Genomic DNA, 23971 nt, shown 5'->3' on the forward strand with positions numbered 1-23971 from the left:
TAAGATGATGAAACGTATCTTATGGATGATCGGTTTTATAATAATTGGGCAGATCAGTTTTGCCCAGGCAGAGGGGTTTTGTGGGTTGACAAATACAAGCTTTAAGGCCGGAGAGCAAATTACATTAAAAGTGTTTTATGCCGTGGCCGGAGCACATATCGGTGCCGGTGAAGCAACCTTTACAACTACCCTTACACAATTTCAGAATAAACCGGTTTATCATATTGTCGGGGAAGGTAAAACCTATTCTTTTTACGATAACTTCTTTAAGGTAAGAGATAAGTATGAAACGTTTATTGATACCGCTACTTTACAGCCTTACCGTTTTATCCGGAATGTAAATGAAGGCGGGTACAAAAAATATGAAAACGTAACTTTTAATAAAACGGCTAATACCGCAGTTACCAATAAAGGAGTTTATAAAGTACCGGGTTGTGTACAGGATGTGCTCAGTGCTGTTTTTTATGCAAGAAATATAGACTTTAATAAATATAAAGCCGGAGATCAGATTCGTTTTTCAATGTTTCTGGATGATGAAGTATATGAAATGTATATCCGCTATCTGGGCAAAGAAAAAGTGAAAACAAAATACGGAAAGTTTAATGCAATTAAGTTTAAACCGTTATTGATTTCAGGAACTATTTTCGAAGGAGGAGAAAAGATGACGGTATGGGTAAGTGATGATGGTAACAGAGTGCCTTTACGCATTGAAAGCCCTATTACCGTAGGAAGTGTGAAAGTGGATATGATCAGTTACAGAAACCTCCGTTACCCACTTTCATCACTGATATCATTACGATAGTTCGCTTAATTTAAATTGATTCTGCGCACGGATACCTTTTTCGGTAGATTGAAGCGTACAGCACTCAATATGTGGATCGTGTTCAAAGTATAAAACATAATTATTATCATAAGCTTCCGTAAGGAAGCTTTTCTTTTCCTGTAAAGTCTTCAACGGAAACATATCATATGCCATAACATAAGGAATCGGTATATGCGCGGCAGACGGTAAAAGATCTGCCATATAAAGAATGGTTTTACCTTTGTATTGTATTTGTGGTAACATCATCGACTCTGTATGCCCGTGTACCATTCGTAGAGTGATATTTTCTGAAAACGAAACCCCGTCTTTATTCTCTACAAATTTCAATTGACCGCTTTCCTGTATAGGAAGAATATTCTCTTTAAGAAAAGATGCTTTTTCACGTGCATTTGGTTCCACTGCCCATTGCCAATGAGCTTCATTTGACCAATAAGTTGCATTTGCAAATGCCGGAATAAATTTACCCGTTGCATCGCGTTCAATTGCTCCGCCGCAGTGGTCAAAATGTAAATGCGTCAGAATAACATCTGTAATATCATTACGATGGAAGCCTGCTGCTTTTAACGATTTATCCAGATTATCATTACCATGCAGGTAATAATGACTGAAGAATTTATCATCTTGCTTATTTCCAATACCGGTATCTATTAAAATCAACCGGTTATTATCTTCTATGAGTAAAGAGCGCATTGCCCATGAGCAAAGGTTGTTTTCATCGGCAGGATTCAGTTTATTCCAGATTGTTTTAGGAACAACGCCGAACATAGCGCCTCCGTCTAATTTGAAATGCCCTGTTTCAATCGTGTGTAATTTCATATTAAAGAGCTTGTTTTTGTTGTTTAACTTTTGCACTGTAAAGGAATACAAATCCTATCAGGAAGAACACACACAAACTTAAAATAGAGTTAGCCATAGAGCCGGTGAGTTCTTCTACAAATCCAAACGTAAACATACCTAATACGATCGCTAATTTTTCAGTCATATCATAGTAGCTGAAAAATGAGGTGGTATCCTTTGTTTCAGGCATCAGTTTCGAATAAGTAGAGCGTGATACTGATTGTATTCCACCCATTACCAGGCCCACAGCTACTGCCAGCAGATAAAAATGTGCAACAGTGTTTTTTTGTATACTGGCAAGATATGCTTCATAATAAGCACCCACACAAATTCCCATCCAGATTACTATACAAATCATCAGTGCGTTGAAATTTCCAAAGCGTGTTGCCAGCCAGCTGACACCATATGCACCGCCTATTGCCACCACCTGAATGACCAGGAGTGTAATTAAAAGCTGACTTTCGGGAAGTCCTAATATCTTCGAACCAAATAATGTAGCCGCCAGCATTACCGTCTGAACACCCATATTGTAAAAGAAAATACTTCTTAAAAAGCGTTTCAGAACCGGCATGGTTTGAACCTGGCGGAATACTTTTTTCATTTCGGTAAATCCGGCTGTAAATACATTCCAGTCTTTTTTTTCAGGATCGGGTTTGCCCTTGGGTAAACGTGCAAAACTGTACCATGCAAATCCGTACCACCATAAACCTACCAGTAAGAATGTTATTTTAATGCCTTCTGAAGTATCACCTTTTGCAGAGAAATATTGTACCAGCGCAAATCCTACCAATTGCAGAATTACGCCACCGATATAACCGAGCGAGAACCCTTTTGCACTGATCCGGTCGCGGTCTTTTGCTGCTGCAATTTCAGGTAAGAAAGCATTGTAAAATACCAGACTGCCCGCATAACCAATGGCTGCCAGCATTGAGCAGATCAAACCGAATTCAATATTGCTGCCATCAAAAAAGTAAAGTAATGAACAACCGACACTACCGATCAGACAGAAAAAGTGCATAAAGCTCTTTTTATTGCCTCTGATATCGGCAATAGAGGATAACAGCGGATACAAGAGTACCACAAATAAATAGGATGCTGCGAAGCTATAATTGTATAAAGCGGTATTAATAAACTTTCTGCCGAAGAAGCTTACTTCATCGCCACCAAAATGGGCTTTGGTACTTGCTTCATAAAATAACGGAAAAAATGAAGTGGTGATAACAAGGTTGTAAACTGAATTGGCCCAGTCATACATTGCCCAACCGTTTACAACTTTTTTTGAAGCTGTTTGCATGTTAAGAAGATTTAATTCTCTTCATGCCCTAGTGTTGAATCACTCCTGAAAATATTAAGATCAACAATATGGCTCCAACAATGATTCTGTACCAACCAAAGAGTCTAAAACCATGTTTTTGAAGAAAACCAATGAAAAATTTAATAGCGAGAATGGCCACTATAAAAGCCACTATATTTCCCACCAATAATAATTGAATATGTTCTGAAGTGAAAGTTTTGTATCCTTTTAAAAGTTTGTAACCGGTTGCTGCCATCATCGTAGGTACAGCTAAAAAGAAAGAAAATTCAGCAGCCAGTTTACGGGTTAGTTTTTGTTGCATACCACCGATAATAGAAGAAGCACTTCTGCTCATCCCCGGAATCATCGCTAAACACTGCCATAAACCAATCGTGAATGCGTTTTTATACGAAATATTCTGATCATCCTCTATCGTTGCCTCTTTGAATAACTTGTCGATGAACAATAGTACAAAACCACCGAGAAACAAGGTGATTGATACCGTTAACGGACTTTCCAGTAATGCATCGATATAATCTGACAGTAAAAATCCGAGAATAAGTGCCGGAATCACCGCAACTATCAATTTAAAATAAAAGTCAAGCTTGGTAAAGTTGAAGAACTTTTTCCAGTACAATACAACTACTGCCAGAATAGCTCCCAGCTGAATAGAAACTTCAAACAATTTCGTAAACTCGTCTTCATGAATACCCATGAATGTACTGGCTATAATCATGTGGCCGGTAGACGAAATAGGTAAGAATTCGGTTAAACCTTCGATGATCGCAATGATGATTGCCTGAAAAAAATTCATAAGATAATGCCTGACTTATTTATTTATTTTTCTTGAAAATAGCGTAAACCTCAATAACCAATCCTGCAATAATCAAGATAGGGGCTAATGTTAATCTTCTGAAACCATAAACGTCTCCTTCTCTGAAAACATTCGGGTCTTCGCTTTTACCACCAGCCATTAATAATAATCCAACACACATAACAGCAATGCCGATTAATACCCAGATAAGGTTGGTTTTTCCCATTAAAGGGGTGTTTTTTGTTTCCTGTGTACTCATAACGCAAAAATATTGTTGCAATATAGTAGAAATGTGCTAAAAATCCGATTAATATAAATCATCTAACGACATTCTAAGGTATTTTCTTACACTGATCCACGTGCTTATTAATGAAATGATAATACCTATACCTAACAAGAGGGCAAAAAGAATAAGTAATTTGTTGAAGTCTCTTAAATCTGTCAGGTAAGGAAGAAAATATTCCGACGTTTTTACCATTCCATAAATCAAGCCTCCGGCGATGATGGCTGAAATAGTACCGTTTAATACCGCCCGGCCCAACATTGGCTTGGCGATAAATCCACGGGTTGCTCCCACTGTTTGCATCGTTTTAATAATAAAACGGTTGCTATACATGGCCAGTTTAATGGTGTTATCGATCAGAATAATAGAGAATAAGCAGAAAATACCGGCCAAAACTGCAAAAACCAATAAGCCTATGGCCAGATTACTACCTATTTTTTCTACTACCATACTCGGATAAGAAACACTTTCTATGAGGTCAAATTTGGATGTTAGGTCTTTTTTTATATTGGCAATAGTATCCTGGTGAACAAACTCACTTTTCAGGTTAAATTCCACCGAGGCCGGTAAAGGATTTTCATCCAACAAATCTGCAAAATCTGTTTCGCCACTTTTTAGCCAGCGGTCTTTAGCCTGCTCAGGATCAATGAACTCGCTCGATTTTGTAAAAGGCTGTCCTTTTAAGTATCTTTGAAAGTTCTGTAAATCGGCGTCTGAATATGTTTTCTTCAGATACACCTGTACTTTTACATCTTCTTTTAACTTCTCTGAATATCCTTGTGCATTGATGAAGAGCCAACCAAAAATCCCTATAAAGAAAAGAACAATGGTGACGCCTAAAATCGCCATAAAGTAGGAGGGTTTAGAGCGTTTTGCCGAAGCTTTTCCAAAATGCGCCATGAAATATTTATTTTTTTGTAATAGAATGGGTAGTAATGGCAAAAATAGCGGATTTCTATTGTTTAACGGGCCGATTCCTTAATTTTGGAGCTCGATGAAGGGGGAATAGGAGTAAATTAACAAAAATCAAGCCTTCAGGGAATTGAAAATTGAAAATGGAGAATTAAAAGCGGGTTATAATGGCTGAATTTTAGAAGTTGGGCTATCAGGAAACTCACATTTTCCATTAAAAAATGCTAAATATTCAACTTAAAATAAACGCGTTCTTTAACGCATACGACCAACGGCATGGAGTATAATTTTAGCGCCATTGAAAAAAAATGGCAAAAGCATTGGAACGAAACCAAAGCTTATCAAGTTAAGAATGAGTCGGATAAACCGAAATACTATGTGTTAGATATGTTCCCTTATCCAAGTGGATCAGGGTTACACGTAGGACACCCGCTCGGGTACATTGCCAGTGATATTTTTGCACGCTATAAAAGACTGAAAGGCTTTAATGTGTTACACCCGATGGGGTACGACGCATTCGGTTTACCTGCTGAACAATATGCCATTGATCATGGTATCCACCCTGCAGTATCCACAGAAAAGAATATTAATACCTATAGAAACCAGTTAGATAATATAGGTTTTAGTTTCGACTGGGATCGTGAAATCAGAACCTGTGAGCCGGGTTATTATAAATGGACACAATGGATTTTTTTACAGTTGTTCAATAGCTATTACGATCGTAACGAAAAGAAAGCAAAACCGGTTCAGCACCTGATTGCTGCTTTTGAAAAAGAAGGAAATCAACAACACGTTTGCCCGGCCAATAATCAACTGAGCTTTACAGCCGGAGAATGGAAGTCTAAATCAGAAAAGGAGCAATTGAGTATCCTGATGGATTATCGTTTGGCTTATTGCGGTTATGGTGAGGTAAACTGGTGTGAAGCTTTAGGAACTGTACTGGCAAATGATGAAGTAATCAATGGCGTAAGTGAAAGAGGTGGTTTTCCTGTGGTAAAGAAAAAACTTCGTCAGTGGTATTTGAGAATCACTGAATATGCCGACCGTTTATTAACCGGTCTCGAAAAAGTTGATTTTAGCGAAGCCTTAAAAGAAATGCAAAGCAACTGGATTGGTAAGAGCTATGGCGCTGAAGTTGATTTTGCTATTAATGAAACCCAGGAAACACTCAGAGTTTACACCACCCGCCCTGATACAATTTTCGGTGTCGACTTTATGGTAGTGGCTCCTGAACACGAACTGATCGCAAAGATTACTACCGCTGAACAAAAAACAGCAGTAGATGACTATATCGCTTATGTAAAAAGCAGAAGCGAACGTGAGCGTATGGCAGAGAAAAAAATTACCGGTGTATTTACCGGAGCCTATGCCGTGAATCCGTTCAGCAAAAAATTAATCCCGATCTGGATTTCAGAATATGTATTAGCCGGTTATGGAACAGGTGCTATCATGGCTGTACCTTGTGGAGATGAAAGAGATTTTAAATTCGCACAACATTTTGATATTCCGGTAACCAATATTATCGGAGATGCTTTCAATGGTGAAGAAGCAAATCCTACCAAAGATGCCGTTCTTCAGCAATCTGATTTCTTAAACGGAATGGTTATGAGAGACGCGATTGAAGTAGCAGCTCAGAAAATTGAAGATGCAGGTATCGGTACCCGTAAAGTGAATTTCAAAATGCGTGATGCTGCGTTTAGTCGTCAGCGTTATTGGGGTGAGCCGATTCCGGTTAAATGGAAAAACGGTTCTGCTTATGCTTTAAATGAATCAGAACTTCCTTTGACGCTTCCACATATTGAATCGTACAAACCAGGGCCTGAAGGTGAAGGTCCGCTGGCGAACGTTCCGGAGTGGGTAGCTCAGGAACTGGAAACGAATACAATGCCCGGATATGCCGGTTCAAGCTGGTATTTCCTGCGTTATATGGACCCACATAATAATGAAACTTTCTGCGATAGAAAAGTAAGTGATTATTGGGGACAGGTAGACCTGTACGTTGGTGGAACCGAACACGCAGTTGGCCACTTGTTGTATAGTCGTATGTGGACCAAAGCTTTGTTTGATCTGGGACATATCGGTTTTGATGAACCTTATAAGCGCCTGGTAAATCAAGGAAAGATCGGAGGTGATTCAAGATTGGTATATCGCGTAAGAGGTACAAATGAGTTTGTTTCATTCGGATTGAAAGAACAATACGAAACAGATGAAATTCACGTAGATGTCAATATTGTGAGAGGTACTGAACTGGATACTGAAGCTTTCAAAAAATCAAAACCTGATTTTGCAAATGCAACTTTTGTGTTGGAAGACGGGAAGTATATCTGCGGAACACGTTTAGAAAAAATGAGTAAACGTTATTTCAACGTCGTGAATCCTGATGACCTGGTGGCAAGATATGGTGCTGATACATTCAGAATGTATGAAATGTTTTTAGGACCTGTTGAGCAGGATAAGCCATGGGATACCAAAGGTATTGAGGGTGTTCATCGTTTCCTTAAAAAACTGTGGCGGCTTTTCTATGATGAACAGAAAGGAAAGGTCTGGACAAATGAAACTCCCACCGATCAGGAGTATAAGATCATTTATAAAGCGATTAAAAAAATAGAAGAAGACATTGAACGGTTCTCGCTGAATACAGTAGTGAGCGGACTGATGGTTTGTGTAAATGAATTAACTGATGCGAAATGTAGTAAGAAAGAAATTCTGGAGAAATTGTTGATCGCATTATCACCATATGCACCACATGCTGCAGAGGAACTATGGTCTTTATTAGAAAATAAATCTTCCGTATTGGAAGCGTCTTTCCCTGAAGTTGAAGAAAAATATCTGATCGAAAGTGAAAAAGAATATCCTGTTTCTGTAAATGGTAAAACCAGAACCACTATGATGTTAAGTTTAGATGCTACTCAGGAAGAAGTAGAAAAACTGGCACTGGCGAATGACGTGGTTCAGAAATGGCTGGAAGGAAAATCACCTAAAAAGATCATTTACGTGAAAGGTAGAATGATAAATGTTGTTGTATAATCTTGAGGTTAAATAAAAAAAAATGAAAAAGATGTTTTTCTTGTTGCTGGCAGTAGCAACATGTTTAGGAATAAATGCTCAATCGTTGAATGTTATGTCGTTTAATATTCGTCTGAATACCGCTAACGACGGAATAAATGCATGGCCAAAAAGATCGGATAAAGTCAGTTCGCAGATCTTATTTCATCAAACTGATTTTGTAGGCGTACAAGAAGCACTGCATGATCAGATGATGGACCTTCAGAAAGACTTACCTGATTATAGTTATGTAGGCGTTGGGAGAGATGATGGTAAAACCAAAGGTGAGTATTCAGCTATATTTTATAAAAAAAGCAGATTGTCTGTAATTGAATCAGGAACAGTCTGGTTATCTAAAACACCAACGGTTCCCGGTTCTAAAGGATGGGATGCCAATATTCCCCGGATTGTAACATGGGCAAAGTTTAAAGACTTACAAACGAAAAAGCTTTTTTATGTGTTTAATACCCATTTTGATCATATTGGAGTAGAAGCCAGAAGAGAAAGTGCTAAGTATATATTACACCTGGTAGATTCAGTTGCAGGTACGATGCCATCCGTAATTACTGGTGATTTTAATGCAGCCCCCAAAGATGAACCGATTAAAATCATTGTTGATCAATCGAATGCTAAACATTTAACTGATAGTAAAGCAGTAAGTGAAACACCTCATTACGGACCGGTAGGAACTTTTAATGCCTGGAAGGTAAAAGAAGACAGCGAATTGCCGATCGATCATATTTTCATCAGGAATAAAGTAAAGGTGTTGCAACATGCAACATTGTCACAAACATGGGGTAACCAGTATTCATCGGATCACTTTCCGGTTTTTGCCAGAGTAATTATATTGTAATCATTAACTTGTTAATAGTGAAGAGCCTATATCATTGATATAGGCTCTTTTTATGTTCAGTAAACAAGTTCAACGGGTGATGCATACCGGTTAGATATCCAATGGCCGGTATAGCTGTGACTCAGATAACAGGGGGATGGTATTTTATTTGTATCAGAAATAAAGGTATCTGACACGGAGTCATCATTCACAATTAAATTAACTCTAATGAATAATCTATTACAATCAGTGAATCATCTTTTTAATGGTGAGATTGTCAATAAAATGGCAGCAGCATTTGGTGAGAGTGAAGGTGGAATCATGAAAGCAATATCCGGTGCTGTACCGGCAGTACTGGCTGGTTTTGTTTCAAAGGCCAATGAGCCTAACGGCGCTAATCATTTACTTAACCTATCGCAGGATGCTTCAAATGCCGGGGTTATTTCTAATATCGGCTCCATGTTTTCAGGCGAAGGGAATATTCTCGACAAAGGGCTGGATATGATACGTCAGTTATTCGGTGATCGCCTGGAAGGTATTGTTCAGGCTGTTTCTAATTTCAGTGGTATCAGAAGTTCCTCCGCTTCATCGCTGATTAGTATGGCTGCACCAATGGCACTGGGAGTATTGGGAAATGAAGCAAAACGTTTTAATTTATCTGCAGCCGGCCTGGCTGGTTACCTCAATGATCAAAAAGCGAATATAATGAATGCTTTACCAGCAGGGCTCGGAATCGGTAGCTTACTCGGTACAGGAGGTTTAGGAGCAAAAGCAGATGCTAAATATGAGCAAATCAAAGTGAACTATCAGACTACTGATAAAGAAGAGCGTAAAGGAACTAACTGGCTACTTCCGCTGATACTTATTTTATTTGCCATAGCCGCTATTTTATATTTTATGAAGGGTTGCAGAAACACTCCTGCCGTAACCGGCGAAGAAGTCAGGGATACCGTAGTTACTATGGTTGATAAAGTGAAAGAAAAAATGAGAGAAATGGTTCAGCTGGATGTTAACAATAATTTAAAAATTGATGCTTACAAAGGTGGAATAGAAGATCAGTTAATTATGTACCTGCGCGATAAAGATGCACCGATCGAAAAAGACAGATGGTTTGATTTTGACGATCTTAATTTTGAAGTAGGAAGTGCTACACTCACGTCAAGCAGTATGCGGCAGGTGAAAAATATTGCTAATATTCTCAATGCTTTTCCGAATGCTAAAATTAAAATCGGAGGTTATACCGATAAAACCGGTGATGACGCAGTTAATAAACGCTTATCACAGGAACGTGCTGATGCCGTTCATAAAGCTTTGTTAGCAGAAGGCGTTAAAAAAGAACAACTGGTTGGCGCTGAAGGTTACGGTTCTGAATTTGCAAAAGCGGCAGCTACCGATCCGGAAGCTGTAAGAGAGAAAGACAGGAGAATATCAATTAATGTAAGAGAAAAATAAACAATAAAATAAACAGGTGGGCGTCAAAACCCACCTGTTATTTATTATAATCTTTCAAGAATTTCTTTCTGGGTAGAAACTGTTTTATCCTGCAAATACCACTTCTGCAGTATTTCCGCTACTTCTGTAAACGGTGTTCCTTTTGCAGCGTGATCTTTATAAATGATCTGTAATTCTTCGGGTCGGGGTCCCCAATCAAACAATACTTTTCCTTCGCTATCGGTCGCAATCAGTTTCGGAATACTTCTGCTCTTGCCATCCGTTAAAAACTGATCCATTAATTCCGTATTTTGATCTCTCCATAAAAATTGTAAACTGATTTGTGGATTCAATTCTGCCAGTTTTGCCATTAATGGAGTGGTTTGAGCAGCATCTCCACACCAGCCTTCTGACAGAACAAACCAGTACTGAGGAGTGTTTATTGCTTTTACAGCAGCTTCCAGCTCCGGTAAAACATGGATGGTCTTATTTAAACGGATCATCCGCTGAACATTTAACCTGATGTAATCAAGGTATTTGGTTTCGGGGTCGTTCGCATCTACAATTGCTTGAATGGCAGTCTGATATTCATTATAGCCAATGCTTTTGGTAAGATACTCCTGCAAATAAATCATATCAATTATCTATTTCTTTTACAAATAACAACATTGGGTTAAAAAGGTTGGGTGGAGACAAGATCTCGCAGAACCGGCAGAAAAGTGATTTCCTAAAATAGTATTTTGTAGCTTTACACTGTATGATGAATCCACATCTAAATAATGATAAATCCGGGCAGAGTACTGCTGAAAAGGAGTTTGAGAATAATATCAGGCCCAGGGCTTTGGAGGAGTTTTCCGGCCAGCAGCAGATTATTGATAATATCCGCATCTTTATAAAAGCGGCTAAAATGAGAGGAGAGGCACTGGATCATATCTTGTTTCACGGCCCTCCGGGTTTGGGGAAAACAACCCTCAGTAGAATTATTGCTAATGAAATGGGGGCAAATATCAAGGAAACATCAGGACCAGTCATTGAAAAACCCGGTGACCTGGCTGGTTTACTGACCAACCTGGAGCCCAACGATGTGTTGTTTATAGATGAAATACACCGTTTGAGTACATTGGTGGAAGAATATCTATATGCTGCGATGGAAGACTACCGGCTCGACATTATGATTGATAGTGGTCCGAATGCACGTAGTATTCAGATTAATTTAAGTCCATTTACTTTAGTAGGAGCCACTACCAGAAGTGGTTTATTAACGGCTCCGTTGCTTTCAAGATTTGCGATTAAATCGCGCCTTGAATATTATAATGCCGATGTATTGCAAAAAATTATAGTACGTTCGGCAGGTATTCTGAATACGAAAATTACTTCTGATGCAGCAGCAGAAATTGGACGACGTAGCAGAGGTACTCCCAGAATTGCTAATGGTTTGTTACGCCGTGTACGTGACTTTGCCCAGGTATTGGGAAATGGCATAATTGATCTGGGCATCACCCAGCATTCATTAAAAGCATTGCATGTTGATGAACATGGTTTAGATGAAATGGATAACAGAATTTTATCTACCATTATTGAAAAGTTCAAAGGAGGCCCGGTAGGTATTACTACTATTGCTACAGCGGTAGGAGAAGAACCGGGAACACTGGAAGAAGTATATGAGCCTTTTCTGATACAGGAAGGATTTATTAAACGCACACCACGTGGCAGAGAAGTTACACAGAAAGCGTATGAACATTTGGGAAAGGATATGCCAGGGAAGCAAGACCTTCTTTTCTAAGTAATAATTAATAATTGAGAATTAAGAGTTTAGCTGACAGCCTTGTGTCGGTTACCTGTTCATCATTCGAAAGCCTGCATGGTACCATCTTTAACGATAAAAATAAAACAAAAAGGTGTTCTGTAAAAGAACACCTTTTTTTATGGTTGGTAGTTAAAAACTATGCATTGGCTCCGCTCACCACTAATCTGAATCCGTTACCATGAATATTCACGATTTCAATATTATCGTCATCTTTCAGGTACTTTCTCAATTTAGCGATATAAACATCCATACTTCTACCGTTGAAATAAGTATCGCTACCCCAGATTTTTTTCAAAGCCTGTTCTCTCGGTAATAAATCGTTCAGGTGTTCACAAAGCATTTTCAATAGCTCATTCTCTTTAGGAGAAAGAGTTTGCGTATTACCATTATGGGTTAACTCTCTCAACTTCGGGTTAAAGTGATAGGTTGATAAAGTATATTCTTTGTTCTCGATTTCTTTTGAAGTTTCTTCGTTGCGTTTCAAAATTGCTTTGATTTTTAGCAATAAAACTTCAGGGTCAAACGGCTTGGTAATATAGTCATCTGCACCAAGTTTGTAGCCGTGAATGATATCTTCCTTCATTGTTTTTGCGCTTAAAAAGAACAAAGGAATATCCGGATCTACATCACGAATTTCTTCAGCTAATGCGAATCCGTCCATATGAGGCATCATGATATCAAGAAGACATAGATCGAATTTCTCACGTTGAAAAGCCGCCAGGCCTAAACGTCCGTCTCGCTCAAGTGTTACGTCAAAATCATTCAACTCCAAATAGTTCTTTAATACACTTCCCAGGTTCTGATCATCTTCACAAAGTAATATTTTTGCTTTCTTACTGTCCATATTTATAGATTTATTGACAACGTAAATAAAGTTAATTCTTTTCTGTAATATACTAAACCTGGTCTAATTTTTTGTTAATAAATAGCCCCGGAACAACTCATTCATTCAATTCAAAAGAATATTACTTTTGTTGCGTAAATTGAGTAATATGAGATTAACCAGTGATAATACCATCAAAAAACTAATCGTCATAGGTGACCGGGTATTAATCAAACCCACAACTCCCAATGAAAAAACGGAGTCTGGCCTGTATTTACCCCCTGGTGTACAAGAAAAAGAAAAGGTACAACAAGGTTATGTAGTAAAAACCGGACCAGGGTATGCGATTCCCATGCCAATGGAAGATGAACCGTGGAAGTCGGAAGAAGACCAGGTGAAATACGTGCCGTTGCAAGCCCGTGAAGGAGATTTAGCTATCTTTTTATTGAATGCGGCTACCGAAATTGTGTATGAGAATGTGAAGTATTTCATTGTGCCACAGAGCGCTATATTGATGTTGGAAAGAGAAGAAGATTTATAATTAAAACAAACCTAGCATGTCGAACGAAGCTGCATTCTTAAAAACCGTTCAGGAGGGATATACTTTTAAAGGTGAAAAAGCTGTTTTTGGCGTAGGAATGCTTGACGGGAAAGCCGTGCCTGCCACAAATATCGCCTTCCCGTTAAAAACTATGAACCGGCACGGCCTGATCGCTGGTGCTACGGGTACCGGAAAAACCAAAACCTTACAAACTATTGCCGAATGTTTGAGCGATAAAAGTGTACCGGTATTGCTGATGGATATTAAAGGTGATCTGAGTGGACTGGCAGCAGCGGGTACAGTGAACGATAGAATTCAGGAAAGGTATGACCTGATGGGAATTGCTTATCAGCCCACAGGTTTTCCGGTTGAACTCATGTCGCTGAGTAATGAAAAAGGTATTCGTTTAAGAGCAACAGTTAGTGAATTTGGACCGATCCTGTTATCGAAGATTTTAAATCTGAATGATACACAACAAGGTATTGTAGCTTTGATTTTTAAATATTGCGACGATCATAAATTACCGTTGCTAGACCTGAAAGATTTTACAAAAACGATTCAATACATCTCTAATGAAGGAAAGAGTGAAATAGAAAAAGAATACGGTAAAATTTCTACGACCTCTACGGGAACGATATTGCGTAAAGTAATTGAACTTCAACAACAGGGCGCTAACCAGTTTTTTGGTGAAATATCGTTTGATGTGGATGATCTGATGCGTACTGATGAAAACGGAAGAGGATACATCAATATTCTTCGTTTAACTGATATGCAAAACCGACCAAAGTTATTCTCCACATTTATGTTGCAATTGCTCGATGAATTGTACAGTACCTTACCAGAGGAAGGAGACCTGGATCAGCCTAAGCTTTGTATATTTATTGATGAAGCCCATCTCGTTTTTCAGGAAGCTTCTGCTGCCTTGTTAGAAAAAATTGAAACCATCATTAAACTAATCCGCTCAAAAGGAGTGGGAATCTTTTTCTGTACTCAGAATCCGCAGGATATACCTGCCGGAGTTCTTAGCCAGTTAGGACTCAAAGTACAACATGCTTTGAGAGCATTTACCGCAGCCGACCGTAAAGTAATTAAGAAAGCAGCCGAAAACTATCCTGTTTCTGAGTTTTATAAAACAGATGATTTATTGACTCAACTCGGAACGGGCGAAGCATTTGTATCTTTATTGAACGAAAAAGGAATACCTACTCCATTAGTACACACATTGATTGCTTCTCCACGCTCAAGAATGGATATTCTATCAGAGCAGGAAATAGACCGGTTGGTACAAAAATCACGGTTAGTGAAAAAGTATGAAGAGTTAATTGACTCTAAAAGCGCATACGAAATCCTCACTGCAAAACTCGACGCTGCGGCTGAACAAACTGCTCAGGAGGAAACAACCAGGGCAGAAGAAAAAGAGAAAAAAACACCTTCACGCAGAGCAGAAAAGTCTACGATAGAAAAAGTGTTTGAGAATTCGGCTGTAAAGCAAATCATGCGAACAGCCGGTGCAATGATTACCAGATCTCTTTTAGGTGGACTGGGATTAAACCGCACAACAAAATCGAAAACTAAACGAAAATAACAGAGTGAATAAAAAGGCGTTTTACATTCTCTGTAAGACGCCTTTTTTTATAGTAACTTTTTTCTGTTCAATGAGTTTATTTATTGTTCTCTTTATTTCATCTTCTGCATACAAATTAAATTGTAACTTGATAGAGAGAATTGTTTGAGGTGTTTGTAAATATTCCAGTAATCAGTCTTGTAATTGCCGGCTTTTGATTTTTTTCTTACATACATCACACACATCGCAATCTTGCGTTAACTTTTCACCAAAATAGTTACTGATGAATTTTGATCTGCAATGTTTTTGCTGAGTTGCATATTCAGTCATTGCACTTGTACGTTGAGCAAATTGTTCTTTTCTGAAATCAAACAGTTCCTGTTGTATAGTAACGGCCTCTAAAGCAACTCTGTCTTCTAATAAATATACCTGTGGAGTATTTTCTACCGGGTGATATTCTATAATGCCGTAGAACGCCAGTTGCTTTAGCTGTTGGCGGATAGTGACTTCATCTGTTTTCAGCCAGTAGGCAATTGTTTTTTCGTGTATGGCCGTTTCTACATCATAAATTCCTTCGTAGTGGCGCAATAAATTCCCTATAAGCTTTGATAATGCCTCATCTTTTTCCTGAAATTCTCTTAACCATTCCCTGTCTGCTACAAAAATTACTTTACTGGGTGTAAATACCTGTTCGTTAAAACTAAGATAGCCTTCCTGCTCCAGTAATTTTAAGCCATGCGTAATTTTAAACGCGTCCAGGTTAAAGTTTTTTACAAAAGTGGTCAGGTCGATTTTATAATAATGTCCTTTACCATAATTGATAGGGATTTGCAGGTGATTCATTAAAGATTTATACATTGTTCTAACTTCTTCCAACGGAGGAAAGCGTTTTTCTACCTGCTCTTTAAGATCTGATAAATCCTGCTGATCGTATAGTAATACTGCCCAGGCGGGTTGTTCATCTCTGCCTGCCCTGCCGGCTTCCTGGTAATAATTCTCAATACACTCTGGTAAATCAATATGTATTACCAATCGCACATTTGGTTTGTCAATTCCCATCCCAAATGCGTTGGTACAAACCATCACCGGAACTTTATCTTTAATCCAGTCTTCTTGTCTTTGGTCTCTTACTTCCTGTGCAAGTCCTGCATGATAGAAATGGGCGGAGATGTTGTTTTGCAGTAAAATGTCTGCGATGAATTTTGTTTTCCGCCTGTTACGGCAATAGATAATGCAACTGCCATTCACATGGTTGATCAGTTGAATGAGGTGATTGATTTTGTCGTTGCTTTCTTTTACTCTGTAAATAAGATTAGGTCGAAAGAACCCTTTTTTAAAAACCTGTGTGTCTTCAAAGCCCAGTTGAGCACAAATATCTTGCTGTACATTTGGGGTGGCGCTGGCAGTCAATGCAATCATGGCTGCTTCAGGAAACAATTCTTTAATGCCGGCAATCTTTAGGTAAGCAGGTCTGAAGTCGTATCCCCATTGTGAGATACAATGAGCTTCATCAACGGCGATCAGGTCAATAGGAAGGTGTTGAATGTATTGGATAAAATTAGAAGAACTGAGACGTTCCGGAGAAATATATAAAAATTTACAATTTGAATGGGCTGCTGTTTCTAGTGTTTGAATGACTTCTTTCCGGGTCATCCCGGCATAAATTGCAAAAGCTGTAATGCCTCTTTTTCGTAACTGAAAAACCTGGTCTTTCATCAATGCAATGAGCGGACTTACAACTAAACAAATTCCCGGTTTGTACAAACCGGGAATTTGATAACATATAGATTTACCACCACCCGTAGGTAGAATCGCTAATGTATTCTTACCGTCGATGACAGATTGAATGATCTCTTCCTGTAAAGGCCTGAATTGATCATATCCCCAATAGTTTTTCAGTAACTGGTGAATTGTCATTAATTACAACTATAATACTTTTTTCTTAAACAATCGAACTGAGTTAATTCCTAATACAACATCACTTAATCCCATTACAAGTGCAGCAAACATGGGTTGTAATAATCCTACAGCGGCAATCGGAATAGCAATGATATTGTATATAAATGCCCAGAACAAATTTTGTTGTATGGTTTTATAAGTATGTTTACCAAGTCCGAGTGCCAGCGGTAAATTTTTAATACCATGATTCATTAATACAACATCGGCAGTTTGCATAGCAACATGTGATGCATCGCTTAATGAAATGCCGATTGTGGCTTTTGCTAATGCCGGTGCATCATTGATACCATCTCCTACCATTGCTGTCGGCGTATTTTTGGTAAGCGACTCAATGATGGCTAACTTTTCGGCCGGTTTCTTCTCCGCAATTACTTCATCTAACCGGATGTGTTCAGCCAGCGCAGCACATTTCTCTTTTCTGTCGCCACTTAACAAAATTGTTTTAATTCCTTTTGATTTCAAATAGTCAACCACTTCTTTGGCTTCCGCACGAATTTCGTCTTTAACATCTATCCATCCGATCAAAACACCATTTTTTAGAATATATACGTTGTGATAACTTTCCCGGATGAGTTCTTTTGCAATATCGTACGATCCGGCCTGATAAAAGTTGTTGGCCTCATCCCATGCCTGCATACCGACTCCTTTCATTTCTTCTACTTTCTTCCACCTTAACAAAGGCGAAACTTTCCAATGTTGTGTAATGGAAACGGCGATCGGGTGGTTTGAGTACTTTTCCAGCGAATAAACGAGCTGTTTAAACGAGTGCTCATCATATTGCTGATCAATAATTCTATAATCGGCCACATTGAAATTGCCGGTTGTAAGTGTACCTGTTTTATCAAATACGACCTGTTGAATATTTTTAAACAATTCTAAAGAACGGGCATTTCTGAATAAAACCCCGTTTTTAGCGGCGCGTCCTAATCCTACAGCGATGGCTGCCGGAGTGGCTAATCCCATTGCACAAGGACAAGCGATTACCAGAACGGCTATTGCGCGCATAATAGAAGGGGTAAAAGCTCCTACAACCAGATAGTTGATGAGTAAGGTTAATGCGGCAATTGAAAGTACAACAGGCACAAAAACCGCGCTAATTTTATCTGCGAGCTGCTGAACCGGGGCTTTTTCGCTCTGAGCCTGACGTACTAAGTTCAGAATATTGGCTAATACAGAATCTTTTGCCTCTGCAATCACCTGAGCCCTTACGTTACCATCAATCAATATACTTCCTCCGATTAGCTGATCTTTAATATTTTTAGCAATCGGTTCGCTTTCACCGGTAATGATAGATTCATTTACGGTAGCAGAACCTGTTAGTATTTTAACATCAGCGGGTACCTGTTCGCCCGATTTAATAAGGATAAGATCGCCATGTTTGAGTTGCGTGTTTTCAATCGGGAAAATAGCTTCCTGATGGTCGCCGTCAAAAGCAATCATATTGGCCATCACCTTTTGTGACTTAGCCAGCTGATTGAGCGCTTTCTGAGTAGATTGTACAGATGTCTCTTCCAGCCAGTTTCCCATGAATACCAGGGTGATAATGGTAGCAGTGGTTTCAAAAAAGAGATAATCGTGGCCCCATTGATTGATGGCTCCGATGAGGCTGTATACAAAAGCTGCCAATGCACCGATGGTTACCAGTACATTCATGTTGGGAATACCGTTTTTGAGCGATTGAACGGCACTTCTGCCAAAATAATCCATACCCACAGTTAATACAGGCAACGTTAATGCCAGTTGTACCCAGGGATTCATTAACCAATGAATGGGAAGTACGTTGTGAAACATATGCAGCATGAGCGGCAATGTGAAAATCAAACAGAATAAAAATCTTTGTTTATGATTTTTGAAGATTTTTTTTCTGGGAACCTCACCGGCTTTACCGGTATGAACGGTATAACCAAGGGCTTCAATTCCTTTTTGTAATTTATCGGCAGGGGTGTTGCCGGAGGGTAAAAAAGACACATCGCCATCCATCATATTCACCTGAACATTTCCAACACCTTCTTTTTCTAAATATTGACGTATGGTGAGCACACAGTTGGCACAGCTGATCCCGTCTACCTTCCAATTTATTTGTTCCATGATCAGTAAAATTTATCCTGGTAAAATTATCAGTTAACAAAGTTAGAAGAACCCTGGTATCTGTGGTAATTTATTATATATACAATGTTGCAATTATCTTTTTAACTGCCTGCGGAACTGTTTACTGGTGAATTGAATATCTTTGTAAAATGGTTGTAAACTTTACGTTAAACAATATAGAACAGGCGGCCCGTCAGGTTTTAACGCATATCGGTAAGCCCGGATTAGTGGCTTTTTATGGCAATATGGGGGCTGGCAAAACAACTTTTATTTCCACATTGTGTAAAGTTTTGGAAACGGAAGAAACGGCTTCTTCACCTACTTATTCCATTATCAATCAATATCAATCACCTAATGGTATTATTTATCATTTAGATCTGTATCGTCTTGAAGACGAGGAGGAAGCGCTTCAGGCGGGTGTGGAAGAATGTTTTTATGGCGAGCATTGGACTTTTGTGGAATGGCCTGAAAGAACTCCCGGATTGCTTCCCCGCGCATTCTGGAAAGTTGAAATTACACTCATCGATGCCAATACTAGAACCTTAAACATCAGTTTTAATTGATATATTTGGTGTCTGGATTCAAATTCAGCATAAAACTCTTTCTTTCATGTCACAATACAAGCCAGTTATAAGTACTTCTTTTAGTTACGAAACATTAGAAGAAACTTTAGATGTTAAACCCCGTGGGGAACAACTATGTATTGGCATTCCTAAAGAAACAGCTTTTCAGGAAAACCGAATCGCGCTTACGCCGGAAGGAGTAAGAGTACTGGTTTTAAATGGTCATCAGGTGGTGATTGAACACAATGCCGGCGTTGGTGCTCATTACTCCGACAAAGATTATGCTGAGGCAGGCGCTAAGATCGTTTATGAACGAAAAGAGGCGTTTATGGCGCCCATCCTTGTGAAAAGTGCTCCCGTTATTGAAGAAGACCTTCCCTTTTTACAAAAAAACCAGGTAGTGATTTCCCCTTTACACCTGTCTGTATTAAAGCCCGAAATCCTCACCAAAATGATGGAAAAGAGGATCACGGCCATCGCGTTTGAAAGCTTAAAAGACGACTCAGACAGTTTACCGATTGTAAGAAGTATGAGCGAAATTGCCGGTAGTGCGGTGATGTTGATTGCCGGTCAGTACCTGGGTTCGCATAATAGTGGTAAAGGTGTATTGCTGGGTGGTATTTCAGGTATTCCGCCTACAAAAGTAATTATTCTCGGTGCCGGTATTGTAGGTGAATTTGCCGCCCGCGCGGCTCTGGCACTTGGTGCATCAGTAAAAGTATTTGATAACAGTGTTTACCGGTTAAAAAGATTACAAAATAGCATCGGGCAGCGTATGTGGACTTCTGTCATAGAACCCGGCATTCTGGCAAAACAATTGAAAACCTGTGAGGTGGCAGTAGGTGCTTTAAGTTCAAATAACGGCAGAACGCCTGTAGTAGCTACAGAAGAAATGGTGAGCCGGATGCGCCCGGGAAGTATTATCATCGATGTGAGTATCGACCGTGGCGGTTGCTTCGAAACTTCAGAAATCACATCACACGAAAAACCAATCTTTAAAAAATTTGATATTATACATTACTGCGTTCCGAATATTCCTTCCGGATTCGCACGTACAGCTTCTCAGGCAATCAGTAATGTTTTAATGCCTTTATTAATTGAAGCCGGCGATAATGGTGGATTTGATAATCTGGTATGGCACAAAGTGCATTTACGTAGCGGTATTTACCTCTTTAAAGGTGCACTCACTAACTTTCATTTAAGCCAGCGGTTTGATTTGAAATACACTGACCTTAATTTGCTGATCGCTTCTCAGCGGTAGTTTTTATTTTTTTAGAAATCTTAATTTCTCTTTCGGTTCTATCACCCGGTTTCTTCATTCTTCGGTACGAACCGATCAGAAGAACTGTAGTAATAAAATATAATAACAGTAATACCCAGATACTGATATCCGTAAATATTTTCAGATAATAAACCGATAAGAATAATATGGCACTGATGGTAAAACCTGCTGAAGGAGTTTCTTCATTCAACATGATTGTTCCGTAAATTCCCTGAATATATCTGAGTATAGAAATGATATTCAATAAGGAAATGATAGAGAAAATAATTCTGTCGTTCAGCTCAGGCAGAAACTCAACTTTGAAGAAAGGAAATAATCCGAAAATTATTCCGCTTAAAATAATAGAGGTAATGATTACCTTATTTACGGTATCGTCTTTTTTAGTCATTTCATGTTCGGTTTGAAAATAGGTCATGTGTAGGTGAAGTATATCGGAATATTTTATTATAATAATCTCCTCTGTAATTTGTTGACTGCCGTTCATTTGTTTTTGTAATTGAAGAGGCGTAAAAGAGCCTAGTTGTTTAAGCATGATAAAATCCAGTTTACCTGAATCATCAGAACAGAACTCTTCTAATGTTCCTGTGTATAGAATATTAGAATTATTTCCCTGCACTAAAACGCGTAACAGAATAATTGGTTTATGCTTTCTAAATACTGTATTATCTTCTTTTGAAGTGATACTGAGTAAATGCCATCTGTTACTGTACTGCAATACGGGAATTAATTTTGGTATTAATGGAAATTGAATGATAAGTGTATGAATAGAATATCCGAGTAATGCAGATGTTAAGTATATAAAAATGAGTATTACCAAAAGATTGAACAATATTGATTTGCTTAATTTAATATCATCTGATGTAGTAGTAACCGGGGGTAATTTTCTGTCAGAAATAATATTAAGAACTTCATAAATTGTATTGAAATTGATGTCGTTCAATAACGACAGATTAAATAAGTAGGTAATAAACCATATTGTGAATGTTGAAATAATCAGGCAGAAAATGCTGGCAAGCACTGTTCATAAAGATTTTTCAAATAATGTACCTTTTCTTAGTTCATGCGTAAAACTATTGATAAATAAAAAGCGTCTGAAAATGATACCCGGAATGAGAAATATCATCAGATAAATAATTGTATGAAGTGCTAAATGAATGTTTTCCATGGCGTTTGATTAAATAAAGAAACGTATTACTTTACCATCGGAGAAGGTTACTTGTATAGAATCGGTTTGCCCTGAATCAAGCGCATGTATAGCTTCAGAAAGTTTTTTTCGGTCTTCCGGATTCCGGAAAAGTTTTTTTATATGCCTGTCCATTATACCCTCATCAGGAAACATGCAGGAGAAATTCCAGATCTCCGCAATAGCGTAGAACAGGTCATTGATGTATTCAAATACTTTTGCAATGAAAGACATTGACGGAATATTTTAGCGTTTATTGTAATAACCTTACTCTGTGCAGAAACACTTCAGGCGGTTGTTTATATAAACGTAAAACTTCTGTTAGCGGATTACTTTTAAATGCTTAAAATGGGATATACTCTACTGTGCGGAGATTTTTTTGATTATAATCACGAAGGGAGGAGCACTATTTGTAATCTGTTATATTGATTTCTTTATCGCAGAAAAAATATTCCTGAGGGTCATTGGAGCTGACAATAATTAACCTGTCTTTTCTGAATTTAGTAACCAGGTTCTGATAGAGTTCAATCCCTGTTTTATCAAGGTTCATACAAGGTTCATCTAACAGTACACAAGGTACATCACTCATGAGGGCCTGTAATAGTTTTACTCTTTGTTTCATTCCTGAAGAATAAAACCTGATTTGTTTATTGGCAGCTGCTGACAGATTCACGATCGACAACATTTCTTCAATCGAAACATCTTTTAAAAGTGGTTTAAACTTCTGATGGAATGTCAGCATTTCTGTAGCGGTAAATTCTTCGATCAGCTCCATGGCAGGGCTTGCCCATGAAATTTGCTGAAAGATATTTTCCGGGGCAATGGTGCGCCCCTGAAGCTCATATTCAAGCTTTCCTTCGCTGTGTGCAACAGCTCCGGCAATGATTTGTAAAAGAGTGCTTTTGCCTGAACCATTCGGTCCGACGATTGCATAAGTGTATTCATGTGAAAACGCTCCAACAAAGTTCCGGAAAATCCATTCTCTGTTGAAGCGTTTACCTATTTGATTAAGCGATATCTTCATCGCCACTACCTTTTGAAGCTCTTTTGATAATACCTCTTCCGCTTTCTCTGATGAAGGCAACAATTTCGTCTCTTTCATCAGTTGGTGCAAATTCTTCTTCTAAGAACTCAAGTGCCTGTGAAGTATTCAAACCGCTATTATAAAGCACGCGGTATATTTCTAAGATATGATTGATTTTTTCGATAGAGAAACCTCTTCGTTTTAAGCCTACAGAGTTTACACCTGCATAGCTTAGAGGACTTCTTCCGGCTTTAATAAAAGGAGGAACATCTTTACCTACTAATGATCCGCCGGCAACAAAAGCATGTTGTCCGATGTGAACAAACTGGTGTACTGCGCAAACGCCACCTACCCATGCCCAATCACCCATTACTACGTGACCGGCAACCTGTGAGTTATTACTCATGGTAACGTTGTTACCAATGATACAGTCGTGTGCAATGTGACAGTAAGCCATAATTAAACAGTCGTTACCTACTTTGGTAGTCCATCTGTCTTTTGTTCCTCTGTGGATGGTAACAAACTCACGGATAGTAGTGTTGTCGCCTATTTCAGTTAATGTTTCTTCGCCTTCAAATTTACGGTCTTGCGGAGAGGCAGAAATTACAGCGCCGGGATAAATGCGGCAGTTTTTTCCGATTCTCGCACCTTCCATAATTGTTACGTTACTTCCAATCCAGGTGCCTTCTCCGATCTCTACGTTTGGGTGAATAACAGTAAAAGGATCAATCTTTACATTCGTCGCCAGTTTGGCATTGGGATGAATATACGTATGAGGATGAATCATTGTGTTTACGTTCTTAAGTGTATGACCTGTATCCTTACCGAAAGGTTCAGCAATTCCAGATATTGGATCGATCATCTTA

At 38.7% G+C, this 23971-nt stretch carries 22 protein-coding genes; 9 read left to right on the plus strand and 13 right to left on the minus strand.

Annotated features, from left to right (window positions below):
- Positions 1-4: 4 nt before the first annotated feature.
- A complete protein-coding gene (locus tag D9O48_RS01745; RefSeq protein WP_233589143.1) occupies positions 5-802 on the plus strand; it encodes a DUF3108 domain-containing protein in 798 nt (265 codons plus the stop codon).
- Here D9O48_RS01745 and D9O48_RS01750 read toward each other — a convergent pair.
- The 5 genes from D9O48_RS01750 to D9O48_RS01770 are packed head-to-tail and all read right to left on the minus strand — an operon-like array spanning position 794 to position 4951.
- Positions 794-1639, minus strand: coding sequence for an MBL fold metallo-hydrolase (locus D9O48_RS01750; protein ID WP_126969970.1), 846 nt, complete (start codon positions 1637-1639; stop codon positions 794-796). The two genes, D9O48_RS01745 and D9O48_RS01750, sit on opposite strands and share 9 nt — an antisense overlap.
- A gap of 1 nt (position 1640) precedes the next feature.
- Positions 1641-2954: an MFS transporter gene (locus D9O48_RS01755; RefSeq protein ID WP_126969972.1), complete on the minus strand. Its 1314-nt coding sequence runs from the start codon at positions 2952-2954 to the stop codon at positions 1641-1643.
- Between the two features lie 28 nt (positions 2955-2982).
- Positions 2983-3768: an undecaprenyl-diphosphate phosphatase gene (locus D9O48_RS01760; RefSeq protein WP_126969974.1), complete on the minus strand. Its 786-nt coding sequence runs from the start codon at positions 3766-3768 to the stop codon at positions 2983-2985.
- Between the two features lie 19 nt (positions 3769-3787).
- The gene (locus tag D9O48_RS01765; RefSeq protein ID WP_126969976.1) at positions 3788-4027 is read right to left on the minus strand and encodes a DUF3098 domain-containing protein; all 240 of its coding nucleotides are present in this window, start codon (positions 4025-4027) and stop codon (positions 3788-3790) included.
- A gap of 48 nt (positions 4028-4075) precedes the next feature.
- Positions 4076-4951, minus strand: coding sequence for a cell division protein FtsX (locus tag D9O48_RS01770; RefSeq protein WP_126969978.1), 876 nt, complete (start codon positions 4949-4951; stop codon positions 4076-4078).
- A gap of 288 nt (positions 4952-5239) precedes the next feature.
- Between D9O48_RS01770 and leuS the strand changes: the two genes are divergently transcribed.
- The 3 genes from leuS to D9O48_RS01785 all read left to right on the plus strand — a co-directional run bounded on the left by leuS (position 5240) and on the right by D9O48_RS01785 (position 10292).
- The gene (leuS, locus tag D9O48_RS01775; RefSeq protein ID WP_126969980.1) at positions 5240-7990 is read left to right on the plus strand and encodes a leucine--tRNA ligase; all 2751 of its coding nucleotides are present in this window, start codon (positions 5240-5242) and stop codon (positions 7988-7990) included.
- A gap of 22 nt (positions 7991-8012) precedes the next feature.
- Positions 8013-8861 carry an endonuclease/exonuclease/phosphatase family protein gene (locus D9O48_RS01780; protein WP_126969982.1) on the plus strand — a complete coding sequence of 283 codons (849 nt, stop codon included), beginning with the start codon at positions 8013-8015 and terminating at the stop codon, positions 8859-8861.
- Positions 8862-9068: 207 nt separating this feature from the next.
- On the plus strand, positions 9069-10292 hold the full coding sequence (locus D9O48_RS01785) for an OmpA family protein (RefSeq protein ID WP_126969984.1): 1224 nt from the start codon (positions 9069-9071) through the stop codon (positions 10290-10292).
- A 44-nt stretch (positions 10293-10336) separates the two neighbouring features.
- Here the strand turns inward: D9O48_RS01785 and D9O48_RS01790 are convergent, their stop codons facing one another.
- Positions 10337-10906 (minus strand): thioredoxin family protein, encoded by a 570-nt coding sequence (locus D9O48_RS01790; RefSeq protein WP_126969986.1) that lies wholly within the window; start codon positions 10904-10906, stop codon positions 10337-10339.
- A gap of 122 nt (positions 10907-11028) precedes the next feature.
- Here D9O48_RS01790 and ruvB point away from each other — a divergent pair, with 122 nt between their 5' ends.
- Positions 11029-12054, plus strand: coding sequence for a Holliday junction branch migration DNA helicase RuvB (gene ruvB / locus D9O48_RS01795; RefSeq protein ID WP_126969988.1), 1026 nt, complete (start codon positions 11029-11031; stop codon positions 12052-12054).
- 160 nt (positions 12055-12214) lie between these two features.
- Here ruvB and D9O48_RS01800 read toward each other — a convergent pair whose 3' ends face one another.
- On the minus strand, positions 12215-12922 hold the full coding sequence (locus D9O48_RS01800) for a response regulator transcription factor (RefSeq protein WP_126969990.1): 708 nt from the start codon (positions 12920-12922) through the stop codon (positions 12215-12217).
- A gap of 148 nt (positions 12923-13070) precedes the next feature.
- Here D9O48_RS01800 and D9O48_RS01805 point away from each other — a divergent pair, with 148 nt between their 5' ends.
- Complete coding sequence (locus tag D9O48_RS01805) at positions 13071-13442, plus strand: co-chaperone GroES (protein ID WP_126969992.1); 372 nt, start codon at positions 13071-13073, stop codon at positions 13440-13442.
- Between the two features lie 16 nt (positions 13443-13458).
- On the plus strand, positions 13459-15027 hold the full coding sequence (locus D9O48_RS01810) for a helicase HerA-like domain-containing protein (protein ID WP_126969994.1): 1569 nt from the start codon (positions 13459-13461) through the stop codon (positions 15025-15027).
- 171 nt (positions 15028-15198) lie between these two features.
- Here D9O48_RS01810 and D9O48_RS01815 read toward each other — a convergent pair whose 3' ends face one another.
- Positions 15199-16923: a RecQ family ATP-dependent DNA helicase gene (locus D9O48_RS01815; RefSeq protein ID WP_126969996.1), complete on the minus strand. Its 1725-nt coding sequence runs from the start codon at positions 16921-16923 to the stop codon at positions 15199-15201.
- A 9-nt stretch (positions 16924-16932) separates the two neighbouring features.
- The gene (locus D9O48_RS01820) at positions 16933-19053 is read right to left on the minus strand and encodes a heavy metal translocating P-type ATPase (RefSeq protein WP_126969998.1); all 2121 of its coding nucleotides are present in this window, start codon (positions 19051-19053) and stop codon (positions 16933-16935) included.
- A 149-nt stretch (positions 19054-19202) separates the two neighbouring features.
- On the opposite strand from D9O48_RS01820, the gene tsaE reads away from it, so the two are divergent.
- Positions 19203-19616: a tRNA (adenosine(37)-N6)-threonylcarbamoyltransferase complex ATPase subunit type 1 TsaE gene (gene tsaE, locus D9O48_RS01825; protein ID WP_126970000.1), complete on the plus strand. Its 414-nt coding sequence runs from the start codon at positions 19203-19205 to the stop codon at positions 19614-19616.
- 46 nt (positions 19617-19662) lie between these two features.
- A complete protein-coding gene (locus D9O48_RS01830) occupies positions 19663-20877 on the plus strand; it encodes an alanine dehydrogenase (RefSeq protein ID WP_126970002.1) in 1215 nt (404 codons plus the stop codon).
- Here the strand turns inward: D9O48_RS01830 and D9O48_RS01835 are convergent.
- From D9O48_RS01835 to lpxA, 4 genes are all read right to left on the minus strand, one after another.
- On the minus strand, positions 20849-21838 hold the full coding sequence (locus D9O48_RS01835) for a hypothetical protein (protein WP_126970004.1): 990 nt from the start codon (positions 21836-21838) through the stop codon (positions 20849-20851). The two genes, D9O48_RS01830 and D9O48_RS01835, sit on opposite strands and share 29 nt — an antisense overlap.
- A 234-nt stretch (positions 21839-22072) precedes the next feature.
- Complete coding sequence (locus D9O48_RS01840; RefSeq protein WP_126970006.1) at positions 22073-22315, minus strand: hypothetical protein; 243 nt, start codon at positions 22313-22315, stop codon at positions 22073-22075.
- Positions 22316-22487: 172 nt separating this feature from the next.
- Positions 22488-23105 carry an ABC transporter ATP-binding protein gene (locus D9O48_RS01845; protein WP_126970008.1) on the minus strand — a complete coding sequence of 206 codons (618 nt, stop codon included), beginning with the start codon at positions 23103-23105 and terminating at the stop codon, positions 22488-22490.
- Complete coding sequence (gene lpxA, locus D9O48_RS01850) at positions 23089-23967, minus strand: acyl-ACP--UDP-N-acetylglucosamine O-acyltransferase (RefSeq protein ID WP_233589144.1); 879 nt, start codon at positions 23965-23967, stop codon at positions 23089-23091. Before lpxA ends, D9O48_RS01845 begins: the two co-directional genes overlap by 17 nt.
- Positions 23968-23971 lie beyond the last annotated feature (4 nt).

Source organism: Gynurincola endophyticus (genome assembly GCF_003991195.1).
In the GTDB taxonomy this organism is placed as follows: domain Bacteria; phylum Bacteroidota; class Bacteroidia; order Chitinophagales; family Chitinophagaceae; genus Gynurincola; species Gynurincola endophyticus.

Coding starts and splice junctions, on each gene's coding strand:
- D9O48_RS01800 (WP_126969990.1), bottom strand. CDS start 12,922: ATGGACAGTAAGAAAGCAAAAATATTACTTTGTGAAGATGATCAGAAC.
- D9O48_RS01760 (WP_126969974.1), bottom strand. CDS start 3,768: ATGAATTTTTTTCAGGCAATCATCATTGCGATCATCGAAGGTTTAACC.
- ruvB (WP_126969988.1), top strand. CDS start 11,029: ATGATGAATCCACATCTAAATAATGATAAATCCGGGCAGAGTACTGCT.
- D9O48_RS01770 (WP_126969978.1), bottom strand. CDS start 4,951: ATGGCGCATTTTGGAAAAGCTTCGGCAAAACGCTCTAAACCCTCCTAC.
- D9O48_RS01780 (WP_126969982.1), top strand. CDS start 8,013: ATGAAAAAGATGTTTTTCTTGTTGCTGGCAGTAGCAACATGTTTAGGA.
- D9O48_RS01815 (WP_126969996.1), bottom strand. CDS start 16,923: ATGACAATTCACCAGTTACTGAAAAACTATTGGGGATATGATCAATTC.
- D9O48_RS01805 (WP_126969992.1), top strand. CDS start 13,071: ATGAGATTAACCAGTGATAATACCATCAAAAAACTAATCGTCATAGGT.
- D9O48_RS01745 (WP_233589143.1), top strand. CDS start 5: ATGATGAAACGTATCTTATGGATGATCGGTTTTATAATAATTGGGCAG.
- D9O48_RS01810 (WP_126969994.1), top strand. CDS start 13,459: ATGTCGAACGAAGCTGCATTCTTAAAAACCGTTCAGGAGGGATATACT.
- D9O48_RS01785 (WP_126969984.1), top strand. CDS start 9,069: ATGAATAATCTATTACAATCAGTGAATCATCTTTTTAATGGTGAGATT.
- lpxA (WP_233589144.1), bottom strand. CDS start 23,967: ATGATCGATCCAATATCTGGAATTGCTGAACCTTTCGGTAAGGATACA.
- D9O48_RS01750 (WP_126969970.1), bottom strand. CDS start 1,639: ATGAAATTACACACGATTGAAACAGGGCATTTCAAATTAGACGGAGGC.
- D9O48_RS01755 (WP_126969972.1), bottom strand. CDS start 2,954: ATGCAAACAGCTTCAAAAAAAGTTGTAAACGGTTGGGCAATGTATGAC.
- D9O48_RS01845 (WP_126970008.1), bottom strand. CDS start 23,105: ATGAAGATATCGCTTAATCAAATAGGTAAACGCTTCAACAGAGAATGG.
- D9O48_RS01790 (WP_126969986.1), bottom strand. CDS start 10,906: ATGATTTATTTGCAGGAGTATCTTACCAAAAGCATTGGCTATAATGAA.
- tsaE (WP_126970000.1), top strand. CDS start 19,203: ATGGTTGTAAACTTTACGTTAAACAATATAGAACAGGCGGCCCGTCAG.
- D9O48_RS01765 (WP_126969976.1), bottom strand. CDS start 4,027: ATGAGTACACAGGAAACAAAAAACACCCCTTTAATGGGAAAAACCAAC.
- D9O48_RS01830 (WP_126970002.1), top strand. CDS start 19,663: ATGTCACAATACAAGCCAGTTATAAGTACTTCTTTTAGTTACGAAACA.
- D9O48_RS01840 (WP_126970006.1), bottom strand. CDS start 22,315: ATGTCTTTCATTGCAAAAGTATTTGAATACATCAATGACCTGTTCTAC.
- leuS (WP_126969980.1), top strand. CDS start 5,240: ATGGAGTATAATTTTAGCGCCATTGAAAAAAAATGGCAAAAGCATTGG.
- D9O48_RS01820 (WP_126969998.1), bottom strand. CDS start 19,053: ATGGAACAAATAAATTGGAAGGTAGACGGGATCAGCTGTGCCAACTGT.